The 17,798-nt window shown below is 73.2% G+C and carries 14 protein-coding genes and 1 pseudogene; 5 read left to right on the plus strand and 10 right to left on the minus strand.

From position 1 onward, the window contains the following. Positions 1 to 53 precede the first annotated feature (53 nt). Genes BJ971_RS14655 through BJ971_RS14665 form a run of 3 tightly spaced genes read left to right on the plus strand, consistent with a single transcriptional unit; the run spans position 54 to position 4,354 of the window. Positions 54 to 1,154: a TDT family transporter gene (locus BJ971_RS14655; RefSeq protein WP_184993435.1), complete on the plus strand. Its 1,101-nt coding sequence runs from the start codon at positions 54 to 56 to the stop codon at positions 1,152 to 1,154. Between the two features lie 12 nt (positions 1,155 to 1,166). Further along, a complete protein-coding gene (locus tag BJ971_RS14660) occupies positions 1,167 to 2,921 on the plus strand; it encodes a dynamin family protein (RefSeq protein WP_184993437.1) in 1,755 nt (584 codons plus the stop codon). Continuing rightward, a complete protein-coding gene (locus BJ971_RS14665; RefSeq protein ID WP_184993438.1) occupies positions 2,918 to 4,354 on the plus strand; it encodes a dynamin family protein in 1,437 nt (478 codons plus the stop codon). Before BJ971_RS14660 ends, BJ971_RS14665 begins: the two co-directional genes overlap by 4 nt. A 3-nt stretch (positions 4,355 to 4,357) precedes the next feature. Here BJ971_RS14665 and BJ971_RS14670 read toward each other — a convergent pair whose 3' ends face one another. The 7 genes from BJ971_RS14670 to BJ971_RS14700 are packed head-to-tail and all read right to left on the minus strand — an operon-like array spanning position 4,358 to position 10,225. Beyond that, a complete protein-coding gene (locus BJ971_RS14670) occupies positions 4,358 to 4,603 on the minus strand; it encodes a hypothetical protein (protein WP_184993440.1) in 246 nt (81 codons plus the stop codon). Further along, a complete protein-coding gene (locus tag BJ971_RS14675; RefSeq protein ID WP_239087298.1) occupies positions 4,600 to 5,427 on the minus strand; it encodes a tetratricopeptide repeat protein in 828 nt (275 codons plus the stop codon). Before BJ971_RS14675 ends, BJ971_RS14670 begins: the two co-directional genes overlap by 4 nt. Beyond that, positions 5,424 to 6,320: a tetratricopeptide repeat protein gene (locus BJ971_RS14680; RefSeq protein WP_275411364.1), complete on the minus strand. Its 897-nt coding sequence runs from the start codon at positions 6,318 to 6,320 to the stop codon at positions 5,424 to 5,426. The genes BJ971_RS14675 and BJ971_RS14680 overlap by 4 nt, the downstream gene beginning before the upstream one ends. A gap of 41 nt (positions 6,321 to 6,361) precedes the next feature. Further along, a complete protein-coding gene (locus tag BJ971_RS14685) occupies positions 6,362 to 7,300 on the minus strand; it encodes a tetratricopeptide repeat protein (protein ID WP_184993442.1) in 939 nt (312 codons plus the stop codon). Continuing rightward, the gene (locus tag BJ971_RS14690; protein WP_184993444.1) at positions 7,297 to 8,355 is read right to left on the minus strand and encodes a tetratricopeptide repeat protein; all 1,059 of its coding nucleotides are present in this window, start codon (positions 8,353 to 8,355) and stop codon (positions 7,297 to 7,299) included. The genes BJ971_RS14685 and BJ971_RS14690 overlap by 4 nt, the downstream gene beginning before the upstream one ends. After that, complete coding sequence (locus BJ971_RS14695) at positions 8,352 to 9,290, minus strand: tetratricopeptide repeat protein (RefSeq protein ID WP_239087297.1); 939 nt, start codon at positions 9,288 to 9,290, stop codon at positions 8,352 to 8,354. Before BJ971_RS14695 ends, BJ971_RS14690 begins: the two co-directional genes overlap by 4 nt. Next, the gene (locus BJ971_RS14700; RefSeq protein WP_184993446.1) at positions 9,287 to 10,225 is read right to left on the minus strand and encodes a tetratricopeptide repeat protein; all 939 of its coding nucleotides are present in this window, start codon (positions 10,223 to 10,225) and stop codon (positions 9,287 to 9,289) included. Before BJ971_RS14700 ends, BJ971_RS14695 begins: the two co-directional genes overlap by 4 nt. Before the next feature lie 237 nt (positions 10,226 to 10,462). Between BJ971_RS14700 and BJ971_RS42660 the strand changes: the two are divergent. Together BJ971_RS42660 and BJ971_RS14705 are read left to right on the plus strand one after the other, a co-directional pair. After that, positions 10,463 to 10,624, plus strand: a pseudogene (locus tag BJ971_RS42660) (DUF7669 domain-containing protein); the annotation flags it as partial. 30 nt (positions 10,625 to 10,654) lie between these two features. Then, positions 10,655 to 11,872, plus strand: a complete 1,218-nt coding sequence (locus BJ971_RS14705; protein ID WP_184993448.1) for a DUF6884 domain-containing protein — start codon at positions 10,655 to 10,657, stop codon at positions 11,870 to 11,872. 318 nt (positions 11,873 to 12,190) lie between these two features. On the opposite strand, the gene BJ971_RS14710 is transcribed toward BJ971_RS14705, so the two are convergent. The 3 genes from BJ971_RS14710 to BJ971_RS14720 all read right to left on the minus strand — a co-directional run bounded on the left by BJ971_RS14710 (position 12,191) and on the right by BJ971_RS14720 (position 17,655). Next, positions 12,191 to 14,923, minus strand: a complete 2,733-nt coding sequence (locus BJ971_RS14710) for an Hsp70 family protein (protein ID WP_184993450.1) — start codon at positions 14,921 to 14,923, stop codon at positions 12,191 to 12,193. 73 nt (positions 14,924 to 14,996) lie between these two features. Then, positions 14,997 to 16,061 (minus strand): COG1470 family protein, encoded by a 1,065-nt coding sequence (locus BJ971_RS14715; protein ID WP_184993452.1) that lies wholly within the window; start codon positions 16,059 to 16,061, stop codon positions 14,997 to 14,999. Positions 16,062 to 16,086: 25 nt separating this feature from the next. Continuing rightward, positions 16,087 to 17,655: an NlpC/P60 family protein gene (locus BJ971_RS14720; RefSeq protein WP_184993454.1), complete on the minus strand. Its 1,569-nt coding sequence runs from the start codon at positions 17,653 to 17,655 to the stop codon at positions 16,087 to 16,089. Between the last annotated feature and the right edge of the window lie 143 nt (positions 17,656 to 17,798).

Here is a 17,798-nt window from a genome sequence, read left to right on the forward strand (position 1 = left end):
ATGAGGGTCGCGACGGGTACCGGGGCGGCGCGGGCGGCCGGAGAGTGGTGACCATGACCGCCCTGCTGGAGCGACCGCCCCGTACCGCGCCCACGATCGTGTTCGGCCCGAACTGGTTCGCCTCCGTGATGGGCACCGGCATCCTCGCCACGGCCGCCGCCGCCCTGCCGGTGCACGTGCCGGGGCTGCGCATCCTGGCCACCCTCGGGTGGGCCCTCGCGGCGGCGCTGCTGGCCGTCCTGGTGGTCGCGGCCGTCCGGCACGCGAGGACGTACGCCGACGACCCGGTCCTGTCGCAGTTCTGGGGAGCGCCGCCGATGGCGCTGATGACCGTCGGCGCCGGCACCCTGCTGGTCGGCCGGGACTGGCTCGGCGAACCCGTCGCCGTCGCCGTCGACCTCGTGCTCTGGACCGTGGGTACGGTGCTCGGCCTGGCCGTCGCCGTCGCCGTCCCGTACCGGATGATGACCCGGCACCGCGCCGGGCCGGACGCGGCCTTCGGCGGCTGGCTCATGCCGGTGGTCTCGCCGATGGTCTCCGCCGCCGGCGGCGCGCTGCTCGTCCCGCATGTCGCGGCCCGCGCCGAGCTGCTGCTCGCCTGCTACGCGATGTTCGGGGTCAGCCTGTTCGCGGCGATCCTGGTGATCGGCCAGATCTGGGGCCGGCTGATGCTGCACGGCGCCGGTCCCGCCCGGCTGGTGCCGACGCTGTGGATCGTGCTCGGCCCGCTCGGCCAGTCGGTCACCGCCGCACACCTGCTCGGGCGTGCCGCGCAGGGGGTGCTGCCCGAGCCGTACGCGAACGGCGCCCAGCTTGCCGCGGTGCTCTACGGCGTACCCACGCTGGGTTTCGCCCTGTTCTGGGCGGCGCTGGCCGGCGCGATCACCGCGCGGACCGCCCGGGCCGGCCTGCCCTTCTCGCTGACCTGGTGGAGCTTCACGTTCCCGGTCGGCACGGTGGCCACCGGCGCGAGCGGCCTGGCCGTGCGCACCGGCTCGGTCCTGCTGACCGCCCTCGCCGTCCTGCTGTACGCCGGGCTGGTCGCCGCCTGGGCCGTCGTGGCCATCCGCACGCTGCGCGGCCTTGCGCGGGGCGACCTTCTGCAACCGGCGCCGCCCGCGATAGGGTCTGAGCAGGCCCGCGTCGAACAGTAGTGAGGGAGCCGGTTGGCTACGGACCTGCTCGCCGAGCTGGACGGCGCGCGCCGTTTGGCCGCCGCGAACGACCGGCCCGACCTTGCCGAGCGGCTGGACCGGGCCGTCGAGCGCCTGCGCGCCGACGACGTCGCGGTCGCCGTCGTCGGCGAGTTCAAGCAGGGCAAGAGCACGCTGGTCAACGCCCTGCTGCGCACCGACATCTGCCCGGTCGACGCCGACATCGTCACCGCGGTCCCGACCGTGCTGCGCTTCGGCACGCCGCCGTCGGTGACCCTCCAGATCCCCGCCGAGGACGGCACCGTGAACCCGGTCGGCGTGCCGTTCGGCGACCTGCGCCGGCACGTCACCGAGGGCGCGCCCGTCGCCGAGGGCGAGGCCGCGCCGCGCAGCGTCGAGGTGCGCCTGGACCGGCGGCTGCTCGGCGCCGGGCTGTCCTTCATCGACACACCCGGCGTCGGCGGCCTCGACTCCGCGCAGGGCAACCTCACCCTCGCCGCGCTGGCCACGGCCGGCGCGGCGCTCTTCGTGACCGACGCGTCGCAGGAGCTGACCGCGCCCGAGGTCGACTTCCTGCGCCGCACGCTGGACCGCTGCCCGAACGTCTGCTGCGTCGTCACCAAGACCGACCTGCACGGCGAGTGGCGGCGCATCGTCGAGCTCAACGCCGGCCACCTCGCCAAGCAGGGCCTCGACGTGCCGATCATCGCCGTCTCCTCGTTCCTGCGGCTGCGCGCGCAGGCCCGCGACAGCACCGAGCTCAACACCGAGTCCGGCTTCCCGCGCCTGGTCGAGCTGCTGCGCCGCGACGTACTCGGCGCGGCCCGGGAGGGCATGCGGGCCGCGGCGCGCGCCGAGCTGGCGTTCGTCGTCGGGCAGCTACGCGAGCGCGTGGCGGCCGAGCAGGCCGCGGCGGCGTCGCCCGCCGCGGCGGCCGCCATCACCGACCGGTACGCGGAGCGCCGGCGGCGCGCGCAGACCCTCGGCTCCTGGCAGACCGTGCTGGGCGACGGCATCCAGGACCTCACCGCGGACGTCGACCACGACCTGCGCGAACGCCTCCGGGGGCTGCTGCGCGGCGGCGAGGAGCTGCTCGACGAGTCCGACCCGCGCGACACCTGGCGCGACTTCCAGGCCTGGGCGGCCCGCGAGGCGACGGCCGCCGCCGTCGACAACCTGATGCTGCTCGTCACCCGCACCGAACAGCTCGCCCGCGACGTCGCGGAACGCTTCGACCTCGAGTACGACAGCCTCGACGTCGACCTGCCGTCACCGGAGCAGGGCCTGGGCAAGGTCGGCGAGCTGGACGTCAGCTTCCACAAGTCCGGCATGCAGCAGTTCCTCGGCGCGTTCACCGCGGCCCGGGTCACCTACGGCGGCTTCTACATGCTCGGCGCGCTCGGCGCCCTGTTCAACGTCGCCGTGGCCGCGCCGATCGGGCTGCTCGCGGGCATGACCCTGGGCCGCCGGCTGATCAAACAGGAGCGGGACCGGCAGATCCAGCAGCGGCGCCTACAGGCGAAGGCCGAGCTGCGCCGCTACGTCGACGACGTGTCCTTCCACGTCGGGCGGGACTCGCGCGAGGCGGTCCGGCGTACGCAGCGGTTCCTGCGCGACGAGTTCGGGGCCCGGGCCGCGGCGGTCGACCGCTCCAACGCCACGGCCGCGGCCGCCGTCCGCGAGACCGCCGCCCTGCCGGAGGCCGCCCGGCAGGAGCGGGCCCGCCAGCTCGCGTCCCTGCGCGGCGAACTGGACCGGCTCCGATGAGCGCCCCGGTGGGCCTGCTGCCCGAGGTCCGCGCGCTGCTCGACCGGGCCCTGGCGGAGACCGCCGACCCGGCCGTGCGCGCCGCCATCGCCGACGCCCGCCGGCGCCTCGACCAGCCGCTGCGCGTCGCCATCGCCGGCAAGGTCAAGGCCGGCAAGTCCACACTGCTCAACGCCCTGGTCGGCGAGGGCCTGGCGCCGACCGACGCGGGGGAGTGCACCCGGATCGTCACCTGGTACGCCGACGGCCCCACCTACGCGGTCACCGCGCACCTGACCGACGGCAGCACCGAGGCGCGCCCGTTCAACCGGGTCGACGGCGCCGTGCGGATCAGCCTCGGCCGCGCCGCCGAGCAGGTCGACCACCTCGAGGTGCGGGTACCCAGCGCCCGGCTGCGGCGGCACACCCTGATCGACACCCCCGGCATCGCGTCGCTCTCCACCGACGTCTCCCTGCGTACCATGGCGTTCCTCGACGCGGAGGGCGAGCGCGCCGCCAAGACCGACGCCGTCATCTACCTGCTGCGCCACATGCACGCCAGCGACGTCCGCTTCCTGGAGTCCTTCCACGGCGACGGCCTGTCCAGCGGCACCCCGGTCAACGCCGTCGGCGTGCTGTCGCGCGCCGACGAGATCGGCGGCGCCCGCCTCGACGCGATGGCGGCGGCCGCCCGGGTCGCCGAACGCTACGCCTCCGACGAGCGGCTGCGCCGGCTCTGCCCGGTCGTCGTCCCGGTCGCGGGCCTGCTCGGCGCGGCGGGCGCGACCCTGCGCGAGGACGAGTACCGGACCCTGGCCGCCGCGGCCGCCGAGCCCATGGCCGAGGTGGTGGAGCTGCTGCTCACCGCCGACCGGTTCGCCGCGTCGGCGCCCGAACGCCGCGAGGCACTGCAACGGCTCGGCCTGTTCGGAGTGCGGCTGTCCGTGCGGCTGATCCGCGAGGGCAAGGTGCACGACTCCGCCGACCTGGCCGCGGCGCTTACCGAACACAGCGGCATCGACCGCCTGCGCGAGGTCTTCGCGGCCCAGTTCGTCGGCCGCAGCGAGGTGCTGAAGTCCCGCTCGGCGCTGGCCGTGCTCGACGAGTTCCTGGCGCCCGGCTCGGCGCTGGCCGCGGAGGCCGAGCGGATCCGGGCCAGCGCACACGAGTTCGTCGAACTGCGCCTGCTTCACCTGGTCCGCTCCGGGCGGCTACCGGGCACCGACGAACAATTGGCCGAGATGGACCTGCTGCTCGGCGGCGCGGGCGGCGCCGCACACCACCGGCTCGGCCTGCCGGCGGACGCGCCGCCGACCCGGATCGCGGCGGCGGCCCGGGCCGCGCTGGCCCGGTGGCAGGGCGTGGCCGAGCACCCGTTCACCGCCCGGGAGCTGCGCACGGCGGCCCGCGCCGTGGCCCGCAGCTGCGAAGGCCTCCTCGCCGCGGTCTCCTAGTGTTCATGATCGTTGCTTGCCGCGGACGCGCTCCAGCATGGCGGTGTCGGACTCGAGGTCGGGGTGGCCGACCTGCCGGTCCAGCTCCACTGTCCGTTCCAGCTCGGCCAGCCGGATCACGTCGGCGAACCGCGACCGGACCAGCCACACACGACTGACCCGGTTGCCGACATCACTGGCGATCGCCGCGTCCCGGCCGGCCACCGCCAGGCGATGCACCTCCACCAGCCGCTCCGTCGACACCGTCACGACCCGGCTCGCTCCTGTTCCTGGCGGACGCGTTCCAGCACGGCCGCGTCGGACTCCAGGTCGGGGAGGCCGACCTGCTCGTCCAGCTCCACGACCAGCTCCAGCTCGGCGACGGCCCGGTCGAGCTCGCCCCGCTGGCGGTAGATCATGGCGATGTTGTACCGCGTGATCGCCTCGCCGGCCCGGTCACCGACCTCCCGCAGGATCGGCAGGGCCCGCCTGAAGTAGTCCAGCGCCTGCTGGTGGTCGCCCAGGCCGTTGTGCACGCCGCCGATGTTGTTCAATGTGGCGGCTTCACCGGCCCGGTCACCGACCTCCCGGCGAATCGGGAGAGCCTGCCCGTAGTAGCTCAGCGCCTGCTGGTGGTCGCCCAGCCCGTTGTGCACGCCGCCGATGTTGTTCAGCGTGACGGCTTCGCCGGCCCGGGCTCCGACCTCCCGCTGGATCGGCAGGGCCCGCCGGTAGTAGTTCAGCGCCTGCTGGTGGTCGCCCAGCCCGTGATAAACGCGGCCGATACTGGTCAACGTGGCGGCCACGTTCCCGTGGTCGTCGTCGGCCCGGTACAGCTCCAGCGCGCGATCGTAGGCGGCCAGCGCCTCCGCCGGGAGACCGGCGATGCGTTTGGCCCGCCCCAGGTCGAAGAAGGCGCCGGCGTCGTCACCAAGGGTCAGGGTCTGCTCGGCCAGCCGGATCACGTCGGCGTACTGCGACCGGACCAGCCACACCCGGCCGACCCGGTCACCCACATCGCTCGCGATTTCCGCCTCGTGGCCGGCCACCGCCAGGCGATGCACCTCCACCAGCTGCGCGATCGAGGTCATCATGACCTCGCCCGTTCCTGGCGTACGCGTTCCAGCGTGGCGGTGTCGGCCTCCAGGTCGGGGTGGCCGACCTGCCGGTCCAGCTCGACCACCTGTTCCAGCTCGGCGACGGCCCGGTCGAGCTCGCCCCACCGGTAGTGGATCATGGCGATGTTGTACCGCATGACGGCTTCACCGGCCCGGTTCCCGACCTCCCGCACGATGGGCAGGGCCTGCACGTAGTAGTCCAGTGCGCGCTGCTGGTCATCCAACCCGGCGTACACCTGGCCGATGTTGTTCAATGTGGCCGCTTCACCGTCCCGGTCGCCGATCTCCCGGCGGATCGGCAGGGTCTGCCCGAAGTAGTCCAGCGCCTGCTGCCACTCACCCAGCCTGGCGTACACGCCGCCGATGTTGTTCAGCGCGGTGGCCTCGCCGGCCCGGTCCCCGATCTCCCGCATGATCGGCAGGGCCTGTCCGTAGTAGTCCAGCGCCTGCCGCCGGTCACCCGACTCGATGTACACGCCGCCGATGTTGTTCAACGTGGAGGCTTCGCCGCCCCGGTCGCCGACCTCCCGCTGGATCGGCAGGGCCCGCTCGTAGTGGTCCAGCGCCTGCTGCCGGTCGCCCAGCCCGTGATGCACGAGGCCGACGTTGCTCAGCGTGGCTGCCTCGTTCCAGCGGTCGTGGTCCGTGCGGCACAGGCTCAGCGCACGGTCGTAGGCCGCCAGCGCCTCCATCGGGTAACCGGTGGCACGCTTGGCCCACCCCAGGTGGTAGAAGGCGGTGGCGTCGTCGCCCAGGGTAAGGGTCTGTTCGGTCAGCCTGATCACGTCGGGGAACCGTGACCGGGCCAGCCACGCCCGGCCGACCCGGTCACCCACATCACGAGCGATCCCGGCTTCGCGGCCGGCCACCGCCAGACGGTGTATCTCCACCATCCGCGCCGTCGAGGTCATCACGATCGCGCCCGTTCCTGGCGGACGCGCTCCAGCATGGCGGTGTCGGAGTCCAGATCGGGGTGGCCGACCTGCCGGTCCAGCTCCACCACCTGCTCCAGCTCGGCGACGGCCCGGTCGAGCTCGCCCCGCTGGCGGTAGGTCATGGCGATGTTGTACCGCGTGACGGCCTCGCCGGCCCGGTCGCCGACCTCCCGCAGGATCAGCAGGGACTGACCGTAGTAGCCCAGCGCCTGCCGCGGGTCGCCCAATTCGTTGTGCACACCGCCGATGTTGTTCAGCGTGGTGGCCTCGCCGGCCCGGTCGCCGACCTCCAGCTGGATCGGCAGGGCCAGCCGGTAGTAGTCCAGCGCCTGCTCCGGGTCGCCCAGCGTGTGGTAGGCGCTGCCGATGTTGTTCAACGTGATGGCCTCACCCGCACGATCCTCCACCTCCCGCTCGATCGGCAGGGACTGCCGGTAGTAGTCCAGCGCCCGCTGCCCGTCGCCGAGGCTGTCGTACACCTGGCCGATGTTGTTCAACGTGGAGGCTTCGCCGGCCCGGTCGCCGACCTCCCGCGCGATCAGCAGAGCCTGCCCGTGGTAGTCCAGGGCCTGTATCCGGTCGCCCAGTCCGCTGAGCACGTGGCCGATGCTGCTCAACGTGGCGGACTCGTTCTCGCGGTGGTGGTCGGCCCGATACAGATCCAGTGCGCGGTCGTAGGCGGCCAGCGCCTCCATCGGGAAACCGGTGACGCGCTTCGCCCACCCCAGGTAGTAGAGGGCGGTGGCGTCGTCGCCCAGGGCCAGGGTCTGTTCGGCCAGCCTGACCACGTCGGCGAATCGCGACCGGGCCAGCCACGCCCGGCCGACCCGGTCACCCACATCACGAGCGATTCCCGCGTCGCCGCCGGCCACCGCCAGACGATGTATCTCCACCAGGCGCGCCGTCGACGTCATGATCCGGCCTGTTCCCGGCGGAGGCGTTCCAGCGTGGCGGTGTCGGCCTCCAGGTCGGGGTGGCCGACCTGCCGGTCCAGCTCCACCACCCGCTCCAGCTCGGCGACGGCAAGGGCGAGCTCGCCCAGCTGGCGGTAGGTCACCGCGAGGTTGTATCGCGTGATCGTCTCACTGGCCCGGTCGCCGATCTCCCGCACGATGGGCAGCGCCTGGCCGTAATAGTCCAGCGCCCGCTGGAGATCGCCCATGTTGTCGTACACGAGGCCGATGTTGCTCAGCGTGGAGGCCTCGCCGGCCCGGTCGCCGACCTCGCGGCGGATCGGCAGGGCCTGGCCGAAGTAGTTCAGCGCCTGCTGCCGGTCGCCCAGTTCGTTGTGCGCGGTGCCGATGTTGTTCAGCGTGGTGGCCTCGCCGGCCCGGTCGCCGACCTCGCGCATGAGGGGCAGGGCCTGCCCGTAGTAGTCCAGCGCCCGCCGCGGCCGGCCCGACCTGTTGTGCACGAGGCCGATGTTGCTCAACGTGACCGCCTCGCCGCCCCGGTCACCGACCTCGCGGCGAATCCGCAGCGCCTGCCCGTAGTAGTCCAGGGCCTGCCGCGTGTCGCCCAACGCGTCGTGCACGCTGCCGATGTTGTTCAGCGTGGTGGCCTCGCCGGCCCGGTCACCGACCTCCCGCACGATCGGCAGGGCCTGACCGTAGTAGTTCAGCGCCTGCTGCCGGTCGCCCAGCCCGTCGTACACGAGGCCTATGCTGGTCAACGTGGCGGACTCGTTCCCGCGGTGGTGGCCGGCCCGGAACAGGTCCAGCGCGCGGTCGTAGGCGGCCAGCGCCTCCATCGGGAAACCGGTGATCCGCTTGGCCCAGCCCAGGTCGTACAGGGCGCCGGCGTCCTCACCCAGGGTCAGGGTCTGCTCGGCCAGCCGGACGACGTCGGCGAACCGCGACCGGGCCAGCCACACCCGGCCGACCAGGTCACCCACCACGCTCGCGATCTCCGCCTCGTGGCCGGCCACCGCCAGGCGATGCACCTCCACCAGCCGCGCCGTCGACGTCATGATCCGGCCTGTTCCCGGCGGAGGAGCTCCAGCATTGCGGTGTCGGCCTCGAGGTCGGGGTGGCCGACCTGCCGGTCCAGCTCGACGACCAGCTCCAGCTCGGCGACGGCCCGGTCGAGGTCGCCCAGCTGACGGTGGGTCAACGCGAGGTTGAACCGCGTGACGGCCTCACTGGCCCGATCGCCGATCTCACACAGGATCGGTAGGGCCTGCCGGTAGTAGTCCAGCGCCTGCTGCTGGTCGCCCGCGCTGTCGTACACGCTGCCGATGTTGTTCAGCGTGGTGGCTTCGCCGACCCGGTTACCGACCTCCCGCAGGATCGGCAGGGCCTGTCCGTAGTAGTCCAGCGCCCGCTGCCGGTCGCCCAGCCCGTGCTGCACGAGGCCGATGTTGTTCAGCGTGGCGGCCTCGCCGGCCCGGTCGCCGACCTCCCGGCGGATCGGCAGGGCCTGTCCGTAGTAGTCCAGCGCCTGCTGCCGGTCTCCCAACCCGTTGTACGCCTGGCCGATGTTGTTCAGCGTGGTGGCCTCGCCGGCCCGGTCACCGACCTCCCGCACGATCAGCAGCGCCTGTCCGTAGTAGTCGAGCGCCCGCTGCCGGTCGCCCAACCCGGCGTGGACGTTGCCGATGTTGCTCAACGTCGCGGATTCACTCCCGCGGTTGCGGCTCGCCCGGTACAGGCCCAGTGCGCGGTCGTAGGCGGCCAGCGCGTCCACCGGGGAACCGGTGGCGCGTCTGCCCCACCCCAGGTGGTACAGGGCGTCGGCGTCCTCGCCCAAGGTCAGGGTCTGCTCGGCCAGCCGGATCACATCGGCGAACCGCGACCGGACCAGCCACACCCGGCCGACCCGGTCACCCACGTCACGCGCGACCGCGGCGTCGCGGCCGGCGACCGCCAGGCGGTGCACCTCCACCAACCGCGCCGTCGACGTCACGATCCGGCCCGTTCCTGGCGTACGCGTTCCAGCATGGCGGTGTCGGCCTCCAGGTCGGGGTGGCTTACCTGCCGGTCCAGCTCCACCACCAGCTCCAGCTCGGCGACGGTCCGGTCGAGCTGGCCCAGCTGGTGGTAGATCACCGCGAGGTTGTACCGCGTGATCGCCTCGCCGGCCCGGTCACCGATCTCCCGCACGATCGGCAGCGCCTGCCAGTAATAGTTCAGCGCCTGCTGCTGGTCGCCCAGCCCGTCGTACACCAGGCCGATGTTGTTCAACGTGGCGGCCTCGCCGGCCCGGTCGCCGACCTCCCGGCGGATCGGCAGCGCCTGGCCGTAGTAGTCCAGCGCCTGCTGGTGGTCGCCCAGCCCGTTGTGCACGCTGCCGATGTTGTTCAGCGTGGTGGCCTCGCCGGCCCGGTCACCGACCTCCCGCTGGATCGGCAGGACCTGCCGGAAGTAGTCCAGCGCCTGCTGCCGGTCGCCCAGCCCGTTGGACACGAGGCCGATGTTGTTCAACGTGACGGCCTCGCCGGCCCGGTCGCCGACCTCCCGGCGGATCGGCAGGGCCTGCTCGTAATACTCCAGGGCCAGCTGCCGGTCGCCCAATCCATCGTGTACGAGGCCGATGTTGTTCAAGGTGGCGGCCTCGTTCCAGCGGTTGCGGCTCGCCCGGTACAGGACCAGTGCGCGGTCGTAGGCGGCCAGCGCCTCCATCGGGAAACCGGTGACCTGCTTGGCCCACCCCAGGTGGTAGATGGCCGTGGCGTCCTCGCCCAGGGTCAGGGTCTGCTCGGCCAGCCGGATCACATCGGCGAACCGCGACCGTCCCAACCACACACGACAGACCCGGCGCCCCACATCACCCGCGATCCCGGCCTCGCGGCCGGCCACCGCCAGGCGATGCACCTCCACCAGCCGGGCCGCCGACGTCATCGCCGCGGCTCAGTGCCCGGTGCCGGCGGTAGCGGCCGGAATCCCGATCGAGGCAGTCGCCATGTCTCATCCCTCCAATGAGAGCCACGACTGTATCCCGCGCAACGCGATCCCCACTCCCGGCTGTCCCGCCCGGCAAGAGTGAACGAACGACAATCCGACCGGTCCCTCCGGGCCGGTCCGCCCCGAGGGCTGGTCGACTATGGTCACGAGCCTGGAACGGCCGAGGGGGTAGGCGTGTCCGCACCAGCCTGGGCGCTCGTGCTCGAAGCATCCCGAAATCTGGCTTCGCGCCGGGGCGAGTTCTCCCGCGACGAGTTGATGTCCGAGATTCGGCGACTGGATCCGAGCCGCCGACCCGACTCCGTCGGTCCCGTCATTCAGGGAATGACCCGAAACGCCCCTGGCGGCGTATCCAGTGTCTGTGGCATGAAGACCAAGACCGCGACGCCGGCTCCCGCACGTCAGCTCTACTGCTCGCCGTTGTTCGATCGCCGCCGAAGGTACGCCGAGCAGCGGGGGCTCAGCTGGTACGTCCTCAGCGCCGAGCATGGTCTCGTAGCGCCCGACACGTTGCTCGAGCCATACGATGTGGATCTTTCTGAACAGACGAATCAGTACCGCGGCGCATGGGCGCAGTGGGTGGTCGCCAAACTGCGCCAGATCGACGGTGATCTTGCCGGGCGTCGCGTCGAGATACACGCCGGCGATGCGTACGCCACCACCCTCGTGCCGCTGCTGTCCGCTGCCGGGGCGGACGTGCGGCGGCCGCTGGCCCGGTTGTCGATGGGACGCCAACTCGCCTGGTACGACGACGTCAACAAGCCCGACGCGGCGGCGCCGTTCGCTGAACTCACCATCCTCGACGGTCCGCACTCCCTGCCGCCGTTCTCGCATCGCTGGCCGGACGGCCCGGAGGAATTCGACGGCGGGGCGGCGCTGGTCGTGCAGAACGGTGTCAGCCGGCACCACATCAGGATCGGTACCGGCGTACGCGCGGCGTACGGCCGCGACCGGCGGCGGATGGTGGTGTGGGTCGACGGCCGGCCCGTGGCGGGAGGATTCGGCACCGACGACCATGCGCACACCCGCCGCTTGGCGAGCACGGTGAAGGACGCCGACGGCCGGCCGCTCGGGCCGGCTGATCCGCTTCCGGTGCACTACCTGGGCTTCCCCCTGGTGCGGCTCGCCGACGTGGTCACCGGACCGGGCCCGCGCGACGCGATGGCGGTCCACCTGCCCGAGGCGGATACGGCGGCGTGGGCCGCGTACGCCGTCGCCCGGCTGCGGACCTCGCAGTCCGATGTGCCGGCCACCGCCCGCCGCCGGACGCCGGGGCCGACGTCAAGGGGCCGACGGCGGTGGTGGGGCAACTCCTGGCGTACGGGCGCCGGCACGCCGAAGAACAGGCGGGAAAGCCCGTCCGGTACACGCCCCACGCGGCTGCCAACGCGCTGGTGCTCGGAGACCCGTTCGCCTTCCTTCTCGCGGTCATCTTCGACCAGGGAATCCCCGCCGAGCGGGCCTGGCGGGCACCGTACGATCTGCGGCAACGGCTGGGACATCTCGACCCGGCGACGATCGCCGCCGACCCGGGCGCGGTCGCCGATGCGGTGGCGCGGGCTCCGGCGCTGCACCGGTACGTGAACACGGTCCCGAACTGGCTCGTCGCCGCGGGCCGCACGGTATGCGCCGAGTACCACGGACAGGCGGCCACCTCCTCCGCACCAGGCTCGCGCGGTATGACGATCCGGGGCACATCCTCGACGTGGCGCGCTCCCTGCACCCGGATCGGCCGGGAGCTCTCGACTTCCCCGCGTGGTTGATCGGCCGTCGTTGGTGCGGACCCGGCCTGCCCGAGTGCCCGTCGTGCCCCCTGAACGAGGTGTGTCCGCGTGATGTGCCGCGAGCCGCAACGGTCAACGGGGCCTGAACCGTCGGCGACGGCGCACCGCCGAAGGAACCTCAGGACCAGCAGGGGTGGCCCTCGCGGGCGTCGCCCTGGGTGAGGGTCTCCTCGTCGGTGCCGTCCGACTTGATGATGGTGATCTTCGGCTTCTCCAGCACGCCGCGGGTGAACGCCAGCCACCCGGTGTTGCCCGGTGCCCAGGACGGGTCCATCTCCCGTTCGGGGTCGGAGGTCAGCTCCCGGGCGTTCTTGCCGTCGCTGCCGACCAGCCAGATGTCGGAGATGCCGGGGCCGGTGCCGTGGGTGTAGGCGATCGTCGTGCCGTCCGGTGACCACGCCGGGTCGTACGCGGGGCCCTGGTCGCCCTTGGTGATCTGTTTGCCGGGCTCCTGGGGGTCCTTGACCGTCAGCAGGTAGATCTGTCGTTCGCCGTCGATCTCGGCCCAGTAGGCGATCGTCTTGCCGTCGGGGGACCAGGCGGGGTCGTCCTTGACGATGTCCGACGAGGTGAGCTGGGTCGGGTCGGACTCGCCGATCTTGAGGACGAAGATCTGCGCCTTGCCGTCGACCTTGCGCATGAACGCGAGCTTGGTGCCGTCGGCGGACCAGGTGGTGCGGCCGCCGGTGACGTCGTCGATCACCTTCTTGGCGTTGCCGCCGTCGGCGTCCATCACCCAGATCTCGTTGTTGTCCGCGGACACCCGGCGGGTCAGGGCGATCTTCTTGCGGTCCCGGGACCATTCGGGCAGCACGTCGGCGCCGTTGTCGGAGATCAGCGTGCGCTCCGGGCTGCCCGGGGTGAGCAGCTTGATGGCGGTCGTGCCCTTCGGCCAGTCGTCGCCGGTGTCGACGCGGATGAGCATGGTGTCCGTCGGGTACGGCGGCGGGGCGGCCGACGGTGAGGCCGGTGGCTGGGCGGCGGTGTCGTCCTTGCCGGCGTCGTCGCCGCGGTTGAGGGCGATCACGACCGCCGTGGTTCCGGCGATGACGGCGAGGGTCAGCGCGCCGGCCATGATCAGGAGGCGGGCGTTGCGCCTGGGCGGCTCGTCACCGGCCAGGCCCGGCGGCATCGGCGGGTAGGTGATGGGGGAGCCGGGTGCCACGGGCGGGGCCGCGCCGCCGGGCGGTACCGCACCGAACTGCTGCGTGGTGCCGGGCACGGCGGCCGCGCCGCGGGAGAAGGCGACCGGCGCCGCGGAGCCGTAGGCGGTGCCGGCCGGGTTGCCGGCGCCGGGCGCGGCGGACCGGCCTGGCACGACCGTGGTGGGCGGGCCGCCGGCACCGGGCATGACCTGCGTCGTGGCGGCACTCGCGCCGTTCGCGCCTGGCTCGTGCGGCACAGCGACCGGAGTGCCCGTGCCGGACGCGGGCTTGGCCTGGGTCGCGGTCGACCTCGAGGCCGGGGCCGCGCCGGTCTCGTGCGGCACGGCGACCGGAGTGCCCGCGCCGGACGCGGGCTTGGCTTGGGCCACGGTCGACCTCGCGGCCGGGGCCGCGCCGGCGGTGGTGGCGGCGGTGGCGGCGGTAGCGGCGGCGGGCACGGCCCGGGCACCGGCGCCACCCGCGGGGGCGACCGTTCCGGCGGCTGTCCCGGCGACCGCGTCGGCGGGCGTGCCGGGCGTGCCGGGCGTGGACGCCGGGCCCGAGTCCGCGGCTGTGCCTGTGGCTGCGGCGGTGCGGGGCTTGGTGGGCGGCGCGACCGCCCCGGCGAACGGCGACACCCCGCCGGTGATCAGCGCCGTCGACACCGCCGCGCCCAGCGCGATGCTGTGCTCCGGATGCGGGTCCGCCACGATCGGCCGGTCGAACGCCGTCGACAGGAGCTGGCTGACCAGCGGAATCCGCGACGAGCCGCCGGCAAGCAGCACCGCGTCGAGCTCGCCCGGCGCCACCCCGGCCTGGCGCAGCGCCCGGTGCATCGCCGTCACCGTGTCCTCGAGCGCGGGGGCGATCATCGACTCCAGTTCGGAGCGGTTCAGCCGGACCCGGGTATGCAGCCCGGGCAGCGCCACCGGGATCATCACCTCGGTGTCGAAGGACAGGGCCTCCTTGGCCTCGACGCAGTCGCGGCGCAGCCGGGCCAGGGCGGTGATCACGTCCGGCTCGTCGGGGTTCAGGCCCTCGATCATGCCGCCGAGCACGCCGATGACGTGTCCGAAGACCGCCTCGTCGAAGTCGGCGCCGCCGAGCTGCTCGATGCCCTCCGGCTCGCCGAGCAGCTGGAAGCCCTCGCCGTCGCGGCGCAGCACGGCCGCGTCGAACGTGCCGCCGCCCAGGTCGTAGACCGCGACGGTCTCGCCCGGCGCGATCCGGCGGGCGGTCGCGTGTTGCAGCGCGGCGGCCTCGGGCTCGGTGCGCAGCAGCACCGGCCCGGTGTCGGCCAGCCGCAGCGCCTGGTCGAGCTGCTCGCGCTTGTAGGGTCCCCAGTTCGCCGGGTGCGTCACGGTCAGCACCGCCGGCGGCCCGCCCTGCAGCTGGGCGACGGTGTCGAGGACGTGGCGCAGCAGCTTGGCGGTCAGCGCGTGCGCCGAGAACGGCACCCCGCCGACCAGGATCGGCACCGGGTCGCCGATGCGGCGCTTGAACTCGCGGGCCAGCCGGCCGGGCTCGGTGTGACCGCGGCGCTCGGCCGCCTCGCCGATGAGCAGGCCGCCGTCGGGGCGCACGAAGACCAGTGACGGGATCTCGGCCCGGCGCCCGCCCAGCCGGACCACCTCGACGCGCCCGTCGACGCGGACCGCTGCCGCCGTCTGGGTCGTGCCGAGGTCGACACCCAAGCCGTACTGCATCACCACAGCTCCAGACCTTACGGGCAGCGCGCCACCGGCGGCACCGCCGGACGGGCTGTGTCGGGGATGGTGTTCATGGTGTGACCGTGCACTTGGGCGCCACCGTCCGCCACTGCGTGCAGAAGTCCTGTGCCGCGCCGGGGGAGGCGAAGCCGTCGTGCAGCAGCACCCAGAAGCCGGCGCCGTCGTCGGCCAGCTCGTCCGAGGCGAGGCTGTCGACCAGCCGGACCTGCATGCCGGCGGCGGCGAGCTTGGCCCGCTGCGCCTCGGCGGCCGCCTGACCGCCGTCCGCGCCGCGGTGCGGGAAGACGTCGACCAGGACGAACGGCCGTCCGACGGGTGCGGCCGGCACGGGCGCGGACGCGGCGACGCTGGGCGGCGCGGCGGCGCGGTTGCGGCCGGGCAGCGGCATGCGTACGCCGGAGATCGCGACCGCGGCGGTGGCGCCGAGGGCGAGCAGCACGGCGATGGTGCCGGCGGCCCAGTTCGGCAGCCGTGGCCGGCGTGTGCCGGTGCCCACGGCGGTCAGCAGCGGTCGCCGGTCCTCCGCGGCGCCGTCGTACACCGAGACGATCACGGCGTACGGCCTCGGCGCGCCCACCAGGGGACGGGCCGGCCGGGCGTGCAGGACGACCGAGAGCGACGCGCCCGCCTCCAGCCGGGCGGCCTCGGGCCGGGCCTCGGCGCTGCCGCCCGGCGGGTCCAGCTTGGCGCTGATCCGCAGGTCGGCGGGGTAGCCGCCGTCGTTGCCCAGGCGCAGGTCGAAGGTCTGCGCGGCGCCGGGCCGCGGCGTCAGGTCCCCGGTCACCGGCACCGGAAGGGCGACCGTGAGCAGCCCGGTGGCGAAGCCCGCGGTGGCGCCGCTGGTGGTGTCCTCGGCGTGCACGGTGAACGGCACCAGCGACGCGCTCGGCGGCTGGTCGGCGGGGGCACGCAGCACCACCTCGACCGTCGTCGTCGCGCCGGGCCCCAGCGTGGCCGTCGGCGGATCGACCGAGGCCCAGCCGGAGGCGCGCCCGCGGGCGACGGTGATCCGGACGTCGCGCGCGGCGAGGCTCGGGTTGCGCAGCGCGACCGGCACCCGGACCGCGACGCCCGGCGGCAGGGTCACGGGCGTCGTCGGCAGGGTCAGTTCCACGCCCACGATGGTTTCACCAGCGCGGTCATGGCAGGTTGACCGGGTCGCCAACCTGACCGGCGATCTGCCCGCCCGCGACCGGGCCGGCACCGACCTGCCCGCCCGTGAGCTGGCCGGCCGTCAGGGTGTCGGCGCCGAGCTGGTCGCCGCCGGGCAGCGGGGACGGCTGCGCGGTGTCGGGCGCGCCGGTGCCGTGCAGCAGCGGGTTGTCCCGCCCGTCGAGCGGGTTCGACCCGGAGTTCACCTCGAGGGCGTCGCTGAAGCCGTCGGCGTCGCTGTCGCTGAGCCTCGCGTTCAGGCCGAGCACCTGCTCGAGGGCGTCGTCGAGGCCGTCGCGGTCGGTGTCGGTCTGCAACGGCGCGAGGCTGCCGTCCAGGTGCCCGTCGGCGTCGCTGTCCGGCGAGCGCGGGTCGAGGCCCTGCGCCAGCTCGAACGCGTCGTTGAGCTGGTCGCCGTCGGTGTCGGCCTTGCGGGCGTCCGTCCGGTAGGTGACCATCTCCTGCGCGTCGGTGAGGTTGTCGCCGTCGGTGTCGGCGCGCAGCGGGTCCATGCCCTGGCGGCGTTCGAGCGCGTCGCTGAGCCCGTCCCGGTCGGTGTCGGCGCCGCCGAGCTCCGGCGGCGGCAGGGCGGCCGGCAGCGGGGCGGGCAGCGGCAGGGGGCCGGGGTCGGGCAGCGCGGCCGGGGTGGCGAGCGGGGTGCCGGTGCCGTCGGAGATGCCGGGCAGCACCGCCGCGTACTCGAAGCGGTTGGCCGCGTTCGACTCCCGGACGCCGGCCCGGGGGTTCGCGGCCTCGACCACCCGGCCGTCGCCGAGGCTGATCGCGACGTGCGCGCCGGGGGTGCGGCCGTCGCCGGGCCGCGGCTCGCGGTCGAAGGAGAAGAGCAGCGCGCCCGGCGTGTCCTTGGCCTCGGAGACCGGGATCAGCAGGCCCTTCTCCTTCAGGTGCAGGTATTGCGCGGTGGCGCCGTCCGGGATTGTCGTTCCGGCCTGATGCGCGGCCCACTGGGTGAATTCGGAGCAGTCGAAGACGTCCGGGTCCTCGTCCTTAAGCTTCACCTCCGCGCCGAAGACATAACGGTCCCCGATTTGCGCTTTGGCGACCCGCAGGAATTCGTCGAGGGCCGCGTTGCCGCCGCCGTCGGCCGGTTGTACGAGGCTGCTCACCACCCCGCCGGGCCGGTCGGCGGAGACCGTGTGGCCGTAGCCAGGCGTACCGGACCAGACGCCGCGGCCCGGACCATCCCCATAGGAGACCGCCGCGCTCTGCGCCTCCTCCCGGTGGCGCAGATAGCGGGCGCCGCTGCCGCCGTGGGTGACCGTCCACGGTGAAATGTCCGCGCCGTGCCGGGAGACCTCGTAGGCCGCTTTCGCGTTGTCCTGTGGGTCGTAGAGGTTGTACTTGGCCATCAGGCCGGGGTGCGCGCGGCCGTTGATCTGCCACAGCCCGCGCGAGTCCTCGCCGTGCGGGTTGTGCGCCCTGCTGTTGCCACCGGACTCGGCAAGGGAGATCGCGGTCATCGTCGCGGCCTCGTCGGGGGTGAACCCGGCACGACGGGCGAAACCGTAGATCTGTTCCGCGGAGTATCTCGGCATTGCCCGAGCGTAGGACCCCGCATCCACCGCTGTATAGCGTCATTCCGCTACCGTCCTGTGCGCAAGGCGACAGTGACGGAGTTGGATCTCCGACATAGACGAAAGCCCTATTGTTCAGATCGACTTCACCGGCGCATCATGTG

The organism is Amorphoplanes digitatis (genome assembly GCF_014205335.1).
Taxonomy (GTDB): domain Bacteria; phylum Actinomycetota; class Actinomycetes; order Mycobacteriales; family Micromonosporaceae; genus Actinoplanes; species Actinoplanes digitatus.

Excerpts from the sequence above, each read along its gene's own strand:
- BJ971_RS14655 (WP_184993435.1), top strand. The coding sequence starts at position 54 with ATGACCGCCCTGCTGGAGCGACCGCCCCGTACCGCGCCCACGATCGTG.
- BJ971_RS14720 (WP_184993454.1), bottom strand. The coding sequence starts at position 17,655 with ATGCCGAGATACTCCGCGGAACAGATCTACGGTTTCGCCCGTCGTGCC.
- BJ971_RS14705 (WP_184993448.1), top strand. The coding sequence starts at position 10,655 with ATGAAGACCAAGACCGCGACGCCGGCTCCCGCACGTCAGCTCTACTGC.
- BJ971_RS14685 (WP_184993442.1), bottom strand. The coding sequence starts at position 7,300 with ATGACGTCGACGGCGCGCCTGGTGGAGATACATCGTCTGGCGGTGGCC.
- BJ971_RS14665 (WP_184993438.1), top strand. The coding sequence starts at position 2,918 with ATGAGCGCCCCGGTGGGCCTGCTGCCCGAGGTCCGCGCGCTGCTCGAC.
- BJ971_RS14700 (WP_184993446.1), bottom strand. The coding sequence starts at position 10,225 with ATGACGTCGGCGGCCCGGCTGGTGGAGGTGCATCGCCTGGCGGTGGCC.
- BJ971_RS14675 (WP_239087298.1), bottom strand. The coding sequence starts at position 5,427 with ATGATGACCTCGATCGCGCAGCTGGTGGAGGTGCATCGCCTGGCGGTG.
- BJ971_RS14710 (WP_184993450.1), bottom strand. The coding sequence starts at position 14,923 with ATGCAGTACGGCTTGGGTGTCGACCTCGGCACGACCCAGACGGCGGCA.
- BJ971_RS14690 (WP_184993444.1), bottom strand. The coding sequence starts at position 8,355 with ATGACGTCGACGGCGCGGCTGGTGGAGGTGCATCGCCTGGCGGTGGCC.